The 14,804-nt window shown below is 68.1% G+C and carries 1 protein-coding gene; it reads left to right on the top strand.

The features are described from left to right. Window positions 1–63: 63 nt before the first annotated feature. Complete coding sequence (locus NNZ72_RS12210) at window positions 64–14,646, top strand: PLxRFG domain-containing protein (RefSeq protein ID WP_257315594.1); 14,583 nt, start codon at window positions 64–66, stop codon at window positions 14,644–14,646. The last annotated feature ends 158 nt before the right edge of the window (window positions 14,647–14,804 follow it).

The raw sequence follows: 14,804 nt of genomic DNA, 5'->3' as shown, positions 1-14,804 counted from the left end.
TCAATCTATAACGGCTGTTGTCCGTTCCGCGCATGAGTGCGGCTCTCGATCAGGAGCCCGCGCATGCCCATCGTCCTCGGTCTCGGCGGCGACGCCGAATGGAACGACCCGCTCAACTTCTATGGCGGCACGACGCCGACGTTCGGCCTCGGCGGTGAGCAGCAGACCGGGTCCGCGACCAGAACCGCTCCGATTCCCAGCATGTCGGACCGGGATTATTCCGACCTGGTCGACACCGTCATCGCCGAGGCCGTCGGCGAGGGCGACGAGGGCATGGCGGCCGTCGCGAGCGTCATCCGAAACCGCGCCAGCGTGCGCGGGAAGTCGGCCGGGGAGATCGTCCGCGAGCCGCGCCAGTTCACCGGCTACGAGAACCCCGGCGCCGACGTGCGCAAGGCGCAGCAGGATCCTGCGACCCGCGCCCGCGCCGCGGCGATCGTCGACGGCGTCTTCGGAGGAACCGTGCCTGACCCGACCGGCGGCGCGGACCACTACCATGCCAGCAGCGTCTCACCCGACTGGTCGCAGGCAATGCCCGAGACCGGACGCATCGGGCGGCATATCTTCTACGCCTCCGGCAAGCGGCCCGGCAACGCCGCGGAGGCGATCGAGGAGATCGCACCCGAGCAGGTGTCGCTCGGCCTCGACACAGGTGACGAGCCGGCGCTCGCCGGCAGGGACGGGGCTCGCGTCCCGAACCCGAAGGCGAAGGGGCTTGCCCGGCTCGTGTCCGAGAAGCCCGCGGCGAAGAACAGCGGCGGCGGCAGGCTGAATTTCGTGCACCCCGGACAGGAGGCGATCAATCCCGCCTTCGCTTCGATCCTCACCGAAACCTCGGCAGAGCTGGGACGCGATTTCACGATCACGTCCGGATACCGCTCGCCCAGCCATCGCGTCGAGCGGCGCAAGAAGTCGCCGGGCCAGCACAGCCATCGTACCGCCGCCGACATTTCCATGCGCGGCATGAGCGACGCCGAGCGCGCCGAACTCGTGCGCCGCCTCCATGCGCGCGGCGTGAAGCGGTTCGGGACCTATTCCGGCTCGCCCGACATGCTGCACGTCGACATGAAGGATCAGCGCGGAGACGGCTCCGCCTGGTTCATGCACGATACGACGAACGCCCGGCTGAGCAAGGCGCCGGCTTGGTTCCGCGAGATTGCCGCCAATCCGGGCGCGATATCCGCGAAGGTCGCAGACGGTCAGTCGTCCCGGCCGTCCATCGTCATCGACGAGAACTTCAAGCCGGCCGACGCGCTCGGGATCTACGGCGGCGAGAACCCCTTCGCCGCCGAGGCCGAAGCCATCCGCCAAGCCAAGGAAGAGGCTGCAGCACGGTCCGAGCGCGAGCGGGCCGACGCCCGGATCGCGGCGGCAAACGACGCGGCGGGCGGCCTCCAGCGCGAGCTCGCCGCCGAAAGCCCGGACCGCTACCAGCTCATTGACGAAGACGAGTTGCCCGAGTGGCAGCAGCGCTGGGAGGAGGAGAACCGGTCCGGCGGCGTCGGCGGCGACGTCGGTCGCATCGTCGGCACCGGCAACGCGAACCTCGGCCTCGCCGTCCGCGAAGCCGTCGGTATGATCCCGGGCGTCGGCGACCATGTCGTCAGCACCCTCGACGCGATCGACGAATGGGTTACCGGCAAGCCGGTCGCGCAGCGGCTCCGCGAATATTCCGAGCGGGCCGGCGCCTCCGTCACCGCACCGCAGGCCGAGGCCGACGCGAAGACTTGGTGGGACAGCGAGCGCGGTACCTTCGGTCCGGCCTGGAGCGATCCGCGCAGCTATCTCCGCGCCGTCGGCGAGAGCGCGCCCGGCACGGTGGTCACCATGCTGCCCGGCGGCGTGCTGGCCCGTGGCTCGTATCTGTCGGCCGTCGCATCGGGTACGAGCCAGCGTGCCGCCGCCGCCGCTGCGGCCCGCACCGCGACGATCGCCGGCGCCATCTCCGAGGGCATGCTCGGCGGCGCCGACGCGTCGATCGCGGTAAAAGAGCAGATCGCAAGACTGCCGGCCGACCTCGTCGCGCAGTCCGACGCGGTCAAGGCCATGGTCGCCGGCGGCATGTCGCAGGAGGAGGCGATCAAGGCCGTCACTGAGGACGCCAGCGTGCAGGCCTTCCTGATGGCGGGCGCGGCGACAGGCGCATTCGGCGGCATGGGCGACCGCGCCCTTGCCAAGATCCTCGCCGAAGGTGTCGGCGGCACCGTCGCGCAGCGGATCCTGCGCGGTGCGGCCCGGGGTGCCGTCGCGGAGGGCCTGCTCGAGGAAGCGCCGCAGGGCGCCGCGCAGACCATCGCCCAGAACCGGGCGGTGCAGACCGTCAACCCCGACCAGGATCTGACCGAAGGCGTCGGCGAGGCCGTGGCCGGCGGTATCGCGGCGGGCGGCGTCATGGGCGGCGGCATGGGGGCCGCCGGCGGTGCCGCGAGCCCGAGCGCGGGAAGCGATATTGATCTGCCGGCACAGACCGGGACTGCCGGCGAGCTGCCGGACCCGGAATCCCGGGGCGGGCCGCTGCGTCGCGCCGTCGATCATGCCGCAAGTCGCGAGCGCGAGAGGGCGCCCGTCACGGCGCCGCTGGATACGACCGGGGCCGGCGTGACGGCGGACGGACGGCCGGAGATCGGCGCGACGGTGCGCGTCGACGCGGACGGGCTCGACCCCTTCATGGCGCGGATCGACGGCTACGAGGGCGACGAGGCGGTCATCATCGACAGCAGCAGCGGCGAAATCTATCAGGTCCCGATCGAGAACATCACGCAGATCGCACCCGCGGTCGGCGCCGACCCGTCCCGCCGCGCCGATCCCCTCCCCGTGGAATCGGGCGACCCGGCGCTAGAGCCTCTCGACCCGCAGCCCGGCGTCACGACCTCGGAAATCCCGCCGAGCACCGAGGATATGCCGGCGGACGAGAAGCGGCCCTATCGGCCGCGGCCCGGCGAGCGCGTCATCATCGACACGCCCGAGACAGGCCGCCGCGCGGTCCGGATCGAGCGCTACGAGGAGAACGGGCGGGAGGCCGTCGTGGTCGACGACGACGGGACCGCGCTGCAGGTGCCGGTCGATCGGCTCTCCGTCAGCAAGCTCACTCCGTCCGAGGTCGAGGCGCAGGAACTGGAGCGCAACCCTCCGGTCGAGCGCGAAATCGGCGACGCCGGGCCGAACAGCCGGCGTATCGGCGACAAGACCCTTGTGCTGCCCGACGACAACCACGCCCGGCTCTACGACCTCGCCCGCGAGCAGGTCATCGCCAAGCGGCTCGGCGGCACCTCTCAGGTCGACATGGCCAGTGTCCTGCCCGCGGAGCGCAAGCGGCTCGCAGACGCCTTCGGCGTCGCCGTCGAGGACATCGCCGCGATGGCCGATGACTACCGGTACCGGGCCGAGCGCGCCGCGAAGGAGGCGAAATCCCGCCTGCCCGTGAAGATGCACGCGGTCAACGAGCGACTGCTCAAGCAGCGCCAGGCGGCCCGCGCGCGGCAGGAGGCCTCGGCGCCGGGCGCGGTGGATGACGGCGCGCAGTGGTGGGACGTCGACCTGACCCAGGTCGGGCGCCGCGACGTGCTGGCCCGAGCCGGCGTCAAGCGGCCGGACCGCGTCATGTGGCGGAACCTCACGCCGGGCATCAAGGCCAAGCTGCTCTCCGTACGCGACGCGCAGCGCGAGGCCGAGCGGATCGCGAGCGACATCGGTACGGTGACGGATGCTGCGGCGCACGAGGCCGCCACCTCGCCGGCCAACGACCTGCCCGAGCCGTCCCAGGCGCAGAAGGAGGCCGGAAACTATAAGGTCGGGCGCATCAGGCTCGGCGGGCTCGACATCTCGATCGAGAACCCGGCGGGCTCCGAGCGCAAGGGCGTCTCTGCCTCCGGCAAGGCCTGGTCCGTCACGATGAAGAGCCATTACGGCTACATCCGCGGCACGGTCGGCCGCGACAAGGATCACATCGACATCTTCGTGAAGCCGGGAACCGAGGCGATCGACGATGACGCGCCGGTCTTCGTCGTCGACCAGCGCGATCCGGCGCGCGGCCGGTTCGACGAGCACAAGGTCATGGCCGGCTACACCAACGAGGAGGAAGCGCGCGCCGCCTATCTCGAAAACTACACCAAGGGCTGGACCGGGCTCGGCTCGATCACGCCGACCACCATGGCGGATTTCAAGGCGTGGCTGCGGTCCGGCAAGACCGCCGAGCCCTTCGCGACGAAATGGTTCGCCTCGCGCGAGAAGGCAGAGGCCCACATCGCGAGAGGCAAGCTCGGAGACACGCATCACGTCGTCCAGAACGGCAAGCGCTTCGAGATCCGGGAGAAGGCGAAGGAACACCAGCCGTCGCCGGCTGAGCCGCGCGATACCGGGCGCGAGAGACGCTCCGACGTCAGCAGGTCCGAGGTACGAGACGTTCTGCGCTCCAAGGAATTCAGGCAGGCCTACGCCGAGATCGCACAGAGCCAGATGGGCACTCCGCATCCGGACAGTCCCGTGGCCTACGAAATGGTCCGCGGCTGGCTGGACGAGAAGGCGGGGCGCCCGCCAACGCACCAGGAGGTGCCGTATTTCCGCGGCGGGGTCGACCCGATCGAGCCCTACTACATGGGATATGCCGCCGCGCGCTACGGCAAGGCTCGCGTCATCCGGGCCTCGACCCAGGAGGCTGCTTACCAGGAGCTGTCGCAGTCTCGCCCGGGGCCTGAAGCGACCAAGACCAAGGCGGCCAGAACACCTGCGAAGCCCAAGCCGGACATCTCCGCCAACACGATCTTCACCGATGACGCGGCCGAGAAGGCGCGAGCGCTGCTCCGCCGCAAGCTCGCCGGTAACACGCTGAACAGCGGCATCGACCCCGAGCTGCTCCAAGCGGGCATCACGCTCGCCGGCTACCACATCGAGAAAGGGGCGCGCACCTTCGCCGCATATGCGAAAGCGATGCTGGCGGACCTCGGCGAAGGTGCGCGTCCCTACCTGAAATCGTGGTATATGGGGGTCAAGTACGATCCGCGCGCCGCTGCGTTCGACGGCATGTCCAGCGCGGCCGAAGTGGAAGCCGCCGACGTCGACAAGATCGGGAGCACGATCGATGAACCTGCAGAACTGGATCAGCCTGGGCCGCGAGCACTGGAAGGAACACCTTCCGAACCGGTACCAGGAACTGAAAGCGGCCGGGACGCTGGAAACGGCGCTGAAGGACGCGGCCGAGCAGACGTATCGCGAGGTGGATCAGCTCGAACGGAGCGGGTTCCAGCCCGACGAGGCGTGGCAGATGGTCAGGGAGACCTACTTGCTGCTGCCGCCGGAGAACGCGCCGAGGACGGAGACCAGCGGGACGCCGGTGACGCATCGGCTCGACGCCGCCGCCCGGACGGGCAGCCGGACGCTCGACGTGACGTAGACGAAGGCCCGTTCGGCCCCATCCTCCGCGGATATGAGGGCCGGTGGCGAGACGCCGCGCTGGAACTCGAGCGCCGGCAGACCGGAGACGCCGTCGGCGCGCTGTCTCACCCGGACGTGGGCCCGATCGATCTCGTCTGGGGCAACGCCGGCACCAACCAGCACAACGGCGCAGGCCTCGCCAAGCTGCTTGCATGGCATCCCGAGGTCCTCACCGATCTACAGGGCTTCATCGACGGGCTGCACGTCGACGAGGCGCAGCGTAGCCCACGCCGCATCCAGCTCATCGACGAGACGGGCCGCGCCGGCGTCAGGCTCGATTTCGACGGCACGGCCAAGACATGGCTGCTGACGGCTTTCCGAACCGATGTGCCGCGCCGATCGGACCGATCGACGGCCACGCTGCAGGATCTGTGGAAGGGAGAAAATGCCGGCAGGGACGCCAGGTCAGACACCGCCCCTGCGAAACCGTCGGATGCCAACGCTAGCCGACGAACCGGCGCGAAAAATGTAGCATCGAACGCGGCCGAAGTCCAATCCGCCGCCGTGCCGGCGCAGGCTCGACCGGTCGACTACGTCATCACCGACGCCGACGAGCTCGGCACCGGCGGCCAGAAGGCGAAATTCGCAACGAACGTCCGCGCCATCAAGCTCCTGCGCCGTCTGGAAGAGGAGAAACGCCCCGCCACACGCGACGAGCAGTCGGTGCTGGCCAAATGGGTCGGCTGGGGCGGACTGCGCGCCGCCTTTCCCCGCGAGGACGGTAGCGTCGCCGGGGGCTGGGAGAAGGAAGCCGCCGAGCTCAAGGCGCTGCTCTCCCCGGAAGAGTATTCCGCCGCCGAATCCTCGACGCGCAACGCGCATTACACGGCGCCGGAGGTCGTCTCCGCGATATGGGACATCATGCGCCGGCTCGGGTTCAGGGGCGGCCAGATGCTGGAGCCGTCAGTCGGTGCCGGCAACTTCCTCGGACTGATGCCGGGCGACCTGCGTAGCGGAACGGCGATCACCGGCGTCGAGCTGGACCGGATCACCGGCAGCATCGCGAAGCACCTGTATCCGACCGCGAACATCCAGGCTCCGATAGGCTTCGAGAAGCTCACCGTGCCCGATGATCATTTCGACGTTGTCGCCGGCAACCCGCCCTTCGGGTCGGAGCGGCTCTACGACCGTCAGCGCCGGCACCTCAACAAGTTCTCGATCCACAACTTCTTCATCGCGAAATCGGTCGAAGCGCTCCGCCCGGGTGGGGTGCTGGCCATGGTGGTGACGAACCGCTTCCTCGACGGCGCGAACGCCGCCGCCCGCCAGCACATCGCCAAGAGCGCCGATCTCGTTGGCGCGATCCGCCTTCCGAATAATGCGTTCCTCAGGAACGCCGGCACCGAAGTTACAACGGATATCGTGCTGCTGCGCCGGCGCCAGGATGGCGACACGGCCGACAAGCGGTGGGTCGAGGTCGGCACATGGACCGGCCGCGACGGCAAGCCGGTGCCGCTCAACCGCTACTTCATCGACAATCCCGACATGATGCTGGGCGATTTCGGCGCCTTCGGCACCATGTACGGCCCGGACGATCCCGCCCTCGTCGCGCGAGACGGTGCAGATCTCGCCGCCGATCTCGCTGAGGCCGTCCGCAGCCTTCCCGAGAACGTCATGCCGGCGGCCGGCGCTCCGGTGGCACAGGAAGCCGTCACCGTGCCCGAAACGGTGTCCGACGTGGAGGTCGGCACGATGTTTTCCGCGCCCGACGGGACGGTACATGTCCGTCTGCCGGATCATATCGGCCAGTCGCGTTCCGAAGCCGTCGCCTTCCCGAACGAGACCGCACGCGAGCGCGTCGCCGGCATGGTGCGGGTGCGGGATGCCTTCGCCAAGCTCCGGCGGGCGCAGATCGACGAGCGCGCCACCGACGGTCAGGTCGAGAACCTGCGCAAGCGCCTGAACGTCCTCTACGACGGTTTCGTCAAGAAGCACGGCCCGATCAATGCGGACGTGAACAAGCGGCTGTTCCGAGACGACCCGACGTGGCCACAGATCAGTGCGCTCGAACACTCATTCGACAAGGGCGTGAGCGCCACCATGGCGAAGAAGACCGGCGAGACGGCGAAGCCGCCGTCCGCCGGGAAATCCGCCATCTTCACGCGGCGCACCCAACAGCCCTACCGCCGGCCGACGAGCGCGGCGAGCGCCAAGGATGCGCTGGCGACGGTGCTCAACGACCATGGCCGCGTCAACCTCGACGCCATGTCCGCCCTTTATGGCAAACCCGTCGAGGCCATCATCGACGAGCTCGGGCCCCTGCTGTTCCGCACGCCCGCGGGCGCCTACGAGACAGCCGACCATTATCTTTCCAGGAACGTGAAGGCGAAGCTCGCGGAGGCGGAACGCGCCGCCGAGCGCGACCCGGCCTTCCGGCGCAACGTCGCCGCGCTGCGCGACGTCATCCCCGCCGACATCGAGGCTGTCGACATCGACGTCAAGCCGGGTGCGCCCTGGCTTCCCGCCCGCCATGTCGCCGACTTCATCACCCATATCGCCGGCTCGGCTTCTTCCGCCGGCAGCAAGGCCGTCTACTCCCGCGCCAACGCCCGATGGGAAATCGACGTGCCCAGCGTGTCGGCCGCCGCCGCCACGATGTACGGCACCGATCGAGCCGGTGTCGGAACGGTCCTCAGCGCCGTGCTCAACGGCCAGCAGATCACCGTCCACGATCGGACGAGCGACGGCAAGTCGGTGGTCAACCAGGCCGCCACGGATGCCGCGAACGAAAAGGCGGAACGCGTCAAGGCGGAATGGCGACGCTGGCTGTGGGCCGACGACACCCGGCGGGCGGAGCTGGCGCGCCTTTACAACGACACGTTCAACACCGACGTCGAGCGGACCTATGACGGTTCGCACCTGACCTTTCCGGGAAAGGTCGGCGACGATATCATCGCGTTCCGGCCGCACCAGAAGAATTTCGTGTGGCGGACGCTGCAAAGCGGGACGGCGTTGGCGGACCACACCGTCGGTGCCGGCAAGACCTTCGCCGCAATCGCTTCCGCGATGGAGAAGCGGCGCATCGGGCAGGCCCGCAAGCCGATGTTCGTCGTGCCGAACCACCTTGTCGGCCAGTGGGCGGCGGATTTCGTGCGGCTCTATCCCGGCGCCAAGATCCTCGCGGCGACGAAGGCGGATTTCGAGAAGGATCGCCGCAAGCTTCTCTTCGCCCGGATCGCCACGGGCGACTGGGATGCGGTCATCGTCGCCCATTCGTCGTTCGGCCGCATCGGCATGAGCCCGGAATACGAGGCCCGGTTCATCGCCGCGCAGATGGACGACCTTGAGGCGTCGATCGACGAGCTACGGCGCGAAACGGGACAGAGGAGCCGCAACGTCGCGCAGCTCACCAAATGGCGCGACAACCTCAAGGCCAAGATGGAGCGTCTGCTCGACGCCGGCAAGAAGGATGACGGGCTCACGTTCGACGAGCTCGGCATCGATGCGCTCTATGTCGACGAGGCGCACGAATTCAAGAACCTCGCCTACTCGACCTCCATGCAGCGCGTGGCCGGCCTCGGCAATACGGCGGGCAGCCAGAAGGCGGCCGATCTCTTCATGAAGACCCGCTTCATCCTCGAGCGCACCGGCGGCAACAACGTCGTGTTCCTGTCGGGCACGCCGGTCTCGAACACGATGGCGGAGATGTACACCATTCTCCGCTACCTGGCCGAGGACGTCCTGCGCGCCATGGGCATTTCCCATTTCGACGCCTGGGCGCGCGTGTTCGGCGAAATCGTCACGGATTGGGAGCTCTCCCCCTCCGGTCAGTACAGGCTCAACAGCCGGTTCGCGAAATTCGTGAACGTGCCGGAGCTGATGCAGCGATACCGTTCGTTCGCCGACGTCGTGACGAACGACGACATCAAGGCCCAGCTCGCGGCCATCGGCAAAACCCTGCCGCTGCCCAAGGTCAAGGGCGGCAAGCCCACCAACATCGTCGTCGAACGGTCCAGCGACCAGGCTGCCTATATCGGCGAGGGCAAGCCCGACCAGAACGGAAATCTCGTCTTCCCGAAGGGCTCTCTGGTTCACCGGGCCGAAAATCTCCCCAAGAAGGTCGAGAAGGGCGCAGACAACATGCTGAAGGTCATGTCGGACGCCCGGAAGGCGGCGCTCGACATGCGCCTGATCGACACTGCATATCCGGATCACACCGGCTCGAAGGTCCACCGCGCCGCGGACGAAATGAAGCGCATGTACGACGCCTGGGACAAGGAGCGCGGCACCCAGCTCGTCTTCATCGACCTGTCGACGCCGAAGAAGGTCCGGGCCGCGGAGGAAGGCCGCATCCGGGATCTCATGAAGCGGGCCGAGGAGGGCGACGAGGCCGCCCAGGAAGCGCTCGACAACATGTCGCCGGACGATTTCCTAGCGCTCCAGAGCCCATTCTCGGTCTATGACGATCTGCGCGAGAAGCTGATCGACCGCGGCGTGCCGCCGGCGGAGATCGCCTTCATCCATGACGCCAATACCGAGGCGCAGAAGGAGGAGCTGTTCGGGAAGGTCCGGACGGGCCGGGTGCGATTCCTGTTCGGCTCGACGGCAAAGATGGGCGCCGGCACCAACGTCCAGAACCGCCTCGTGGGGCTGCATCACCTCGACGCTCCGTGGCGACCGTCCGACCTGGAACAGCGCGACGGCCGTGGCATCCGTCAGGGCAATGAGCTCTACATCAAGGACCCGGACGGGTTCGAGATCGAGATCCTCCGCTATGCGACCAAGAACACGCTCGACGCACGGCAGTGGCAGACCATCGAGGCGAAAGCCCGGTTCATCCAGCAGCTCCGCAAGGGTGACGTGAAAACGCGCGAGATCGAGGACATCGCGGGCGAAGCCGCGAATGCGGCGGAAATGAAGGCCGCAGCCTCGGGCAATCCGCTGATCCTCGAAGAGATGGAGACGCGCCGGAAGCTTCGCCAGCTCGAGAGCCAGGCAATCGAGCACGATCGCGAGCAGCACCGGATCAAGGGCCGCATCCGTTCCCTTCAGGACGAGGCCGAGCGGCTGCGCGCGCGGCGGGCCGCCGTCGAGGCTGATGCGGCCTTGGCCCGCGACGCCGCGGACGCCCCGTTCAGCGCCGCGGTCGGCAGCACCACGTTCGACAAGCCGAAGGACTTCGGCGCGACCGTCGCGGCCGAGATGCGGCGGGAACTGATCGAGCACGGCGGCGCCGACAAGATCGGTTCCTATGCAGGGTTCGACATCGGCATCGAACATCTCCATGACCGGGCCTTCTCGGTGACGATCACCGGCGCGCGCCGCTACGAGGTGGATGTCCACGATGCCGCCGACGTCGACGCCACCGGCCTCGCCATGCGCATCGTCAACACGGTCCGGCGCCTCGTCGGCATTCCGGAGGCCGACAGCAGCCGCCTCACGGACATCGAGGCACAGGTACCGGCGCTCGAAAAGCAGATCGGCTCGTGGAACCGGACGGCCGAGCTCGAGGAAACCGCCTCGCGTCACAGGCGCCTGCTCGATGCGTTGCGGCCGCGCCCGGCCGGCGCCGCTACCTTGCCGTCGATCGGCGCCGAAGCCGCGAGCAGCGACGTCGCGCCCATGCCGGCCGTCAAGGACAAGCGTCCGGACACGCCTGTTACAGGCGCCGACGGCAAGCTGCGCTCGCTGCCCGCACCGGGTTTCGATGCCGGCAGGAGCATCAGGGCGAACGCCGTCGATCTCGTCCGAAGAATGGGAGAGGAGACGGGACACGAATATCTCGTCGCCTTCGACGACGACGGTGCGCTGATCGACTACGGCACAGCAGGCGATGACAGCGCCACCGGCATGAACAACAAGCTGCTCGCGGCACTCGTCAACCCGGATCGGCGCGTCGTCGTCTATCACAACCATCCGCGCAACGGCCCGTTGAGCCGGCAGGACCTCGCCAATCTCGCCTATCCCGGCCTCTATTCCGTCTGGGCCATCGGGGCCGGCGGGGCACAGAGCCGGGCAGCCCTTTCGCACTCCGGCAACGAGGTCCTGGCCGGCTTCGAGGATCCCGGCGCGCGCCGGCGACATCTCGACGTGGCCCTGGGTCAGGCACACGACCGGCTGCGGCAGGCTCTCCAGAACCTGATCACGAACGGCCACATCGAGCCGCAGGAGGCGACACGCGCACATCCATGGGCGCTTCTCCGGGCCGCCGAGCGCGCCGGTCTTGTCGACACCTGGACGGAAAACGAATATGATCCCGCCACCTTGCGCGGCCTCGACCAGGCCATCGACGAGGCAGCGGTTGCCTTGGCAAGGAGCTTCTTCAATGATCGAGCGCGTACCATCCATCGGGTTCATCGACCCGCCGTCGCCCTGGGACACATTGCAGAGCTGGCGGACGCACCTCGCCTACCTGGAGAAACTCCCGCCCGGCGACCCGGTGCGGGCGAGTTCGCTGAAGGAAGCCAGAACGATTATTCGCGAGAAGCTCGCCGGCGGGGAGAAGGACGAGCCGGAAAGCGCGTAACCGAGGCGCGGATCGTCGAGGAACTGCGCGGCAAGCTGACAGACTTGCAGCCCGCCCTGCTCAAAGCCATTCCGCTCAACTATTTCAGCGAGCTCGCCCGGCCGAACATGACCGCGGTCGGCGAGTACCTGCGCGTCAAGCGGCTGATGGACGCGTTCCGCGGCAAGAAGCACGCCGAGGCGGATGCGGTCGCGCAGGAGTGGTTGAGGTACACGCGCCTCGGCTTCGCCGGCAAGGACAAGGCCAAGGCGCAGGCGCTCGCCGACCTGATGCACGAGGCGACACTGGCGGGCATCGACCCGTCCAGGACCGACGAGGAGACGAAGGCGCTGCCCGGCTACACCGCGCTGCGCAAACGCTTCATGGAGCTGCCGCCGAAGGGGCGCACCCTCTTCGAGCAGGTCCGCGACGCCTACAAGGCGCAGGCCGAGGAGCTGGACGCGATCCTGCTCGACAACGTCCGGAAGGCGCAAGAGATCGCGCTGCGCCAGGCCGACGAGCGCTACAAGCGAACGCTGCAGAAGATCCGCGACGCGGGCCTCTCCGGCATCGACCGGCGCAACGCCGAAGAAGATGCCGCGAGCGCCCACAAGGCCGAGACGACGAAGGCGCGTTGGGCCGCCAAGGCCCGCATGACGCGCATGCGCCTCGCCTTCGAGGCCAGCCGGGTGCAGGCGCCCTACTTCCCGCTCGGACGCTTCGGCCGCTACTTCGTCACGGCGCGCGACATCGATGGCCGCATCCTCAGTTTCTCCAAGCACGAGACGGAGGCGGCCCGCACGCGGGCCGTGCGCGAGCTGCAGCGCGAACTGCCAACGGCGAAAATCGAAAGCGGCGTGATGGAGGCCGGCAGCGACCTCCGCCGGGCGATGGATCCGCGCATCGTGGCCGAGATCGAGGAAATTCTCGGCGGTGCCGGTGTCGGCGCCGACATCATGGACCAGATCTGGCAGCGCTACCTCGAATCGATGCCGGACCTGTCGACGCGCAAGCGTTTCATCCATCGCAAGGGCACGGCCGGCTTCGCCCGCGACGCGCTGCGCGTGTTCTCGTCGCACATGTTCCACGCCTCCCACCAGATGGCCCGCCTGAAATACGGCCTCGAGCTCCAGGAGCTCGTGGACCAGGCCGTCGACCAGGCGCGCGAGGCCGACGATCAGGCGCGGGGAATGACGCTCGCCAACGAGCTTTCCAGCCGCCACGAATGGGTCATGAACCCCACCGGCGGCAAGCTAGCGCAGACCATGACCAGCACGGCCTTCGTATGGTTCCTCGCCGCCTCGCCGGCCGCGGCCGTGGTCAACATGACCCAGACCGTCATGCTCGGCGTGCCGATCCTCGGGGCCCGCTTCGGCGGCCTGGCGAAGGCGGCCGCCGCCATCGGCCGCGCCTCGCGCGACACGATCTCGGGCCGCGGCTCCGTGCTCGACGCGGACCTGACGGCCGACGAGCGGAAGGCCATGGAGGCGTTCTACGAATCGGGCCTGATCGATCGCACGCAATCGCACGATCTCGCTGGCGTCGGGGAGACCGGCGTCGAATACACCCCGCTGCGCGCCAAGGTCATGAGCGCGATTTCGTGGATGTTCCATCGCGCCGAGGTCTGGAACCGCGAGGTGACGGCGCTCGCCGCGTACCGGATGGCCCGCGCCGCCGGACAGAGCACGTCGGCCGCGATCGACACCGCGCACGACCTCACCTGGAAGACCCACTTCGACTATGCCAACAGCAGCCGCCCGGCTCTGATGCAGAACGATTTCGCCAAGGTGGCGCTCGTCTTCCGCCAGCACAACATCAACATGCTCTACCGCATGTTCCGGGACCTGCACCAGTCGTTCAAGGGCGAGACGCCGGCGGCGAGGCGCGAGGCGCGCCACCAGCTCGCCGGCGTGCTGGGCATGATGGGCGCCATGGCCGGCGTGACCGGCATGTTCGGGTTCAATCTGGCCATGACGCTCGCCGGGCTGATATTCGGCGACGACGACGACCCTCTGGATTTCGAGCAGCGTTTCCGCGGCAGCGTCATCGACATCCTCGGTCCGGAACTCGGCGGGGTCGTCCTGAACGGCGCGCCCGGGCACTATCTCGGCATCGACCTCGCGTCACGCATCGGCATGCCCGATCTCTGGTTCCGCTCCCCCGGCCGCGAGTTGCAGGGCAAGGACGAGTATCAGTATTGGCTGTCGCAAAGCCTTGGCGCCACCGTCAGCTTGGGCGAGCAGATCTATCGCGGCTTCGAGCTCGCGACCGACGGCGACATCGCGCGCGGACTGGAAATGGTTGCGCCGAAGGCAGTGCGAGACCTGATACGGTCCTATCGTTACGCCAGTGAAGGCGTAACGTCGATCGGCGGCAACGAGGTCCTGCCCGCGAGCGGCCTCGACTATTCCGATCTCCTCGCACAGACCGTCGGCTTCACGCCGGCGAAAGTCGCGGAGACGTGGGAGCGCAACAGCGCGCTGAAGAACGCCGAGACGCGGGTCCGCGAAAAGCGGCAGCGGCTTATCAACCGGTGGGCTCTGGCGACGATGATGGGGGACAAGGCGGCAGCCGGCGACGCCCTGGGCGAGATCAAGGCATTCAACGCCGTGAAGCTGCATGCCGGGGTCGCGATCACGAAGGAAACGCTCCAGCGCTCCATCCGGACACGGGCGAGGAACGCCGCCAAACGCGAGGATGGCGTGCTGGTCTCCAATCAGGACCTGGGCCGGGAATTGCGCGAGCGGCTGCCGGACACGATCTATCGATAGAGCCACTCCGGCTCCGCCGCACCGGCCGAGCCGGGAACTCGACATTATCAGCCGAAGGTGCTCTCTCCGTCTGGAACGGAGAGCCCCACAGGGCGTTGGAGGATTTTTAACCTATCTTCCGCACGATCAGCTCGGACCCGAAATCCGTTGGCGTCACA

It is taken from the genome of Shinella pollutisoli (genome assembly GCF_024609765.1).
Classification (GTDB): Bacteria; Pseudomonadota; Alphaproteobacteria; order Rhizobiales; family Rhizobiaceae; genus Shinella; species Shinella pollutisoli.
This window is presented reverse-complemented; position numbering and strand designations above follow the sequence as displayed.

Bases quoted from the DNA above. Each gene is read 5' to 3' on its own strand.
- NNZ72_RS12210 (WP_257315594.1), top strand. From the start codon at position 64: ATGCCCATCGTCCTCGGTCTCGGCGGCGACGCCGAATGGAACGACCCG.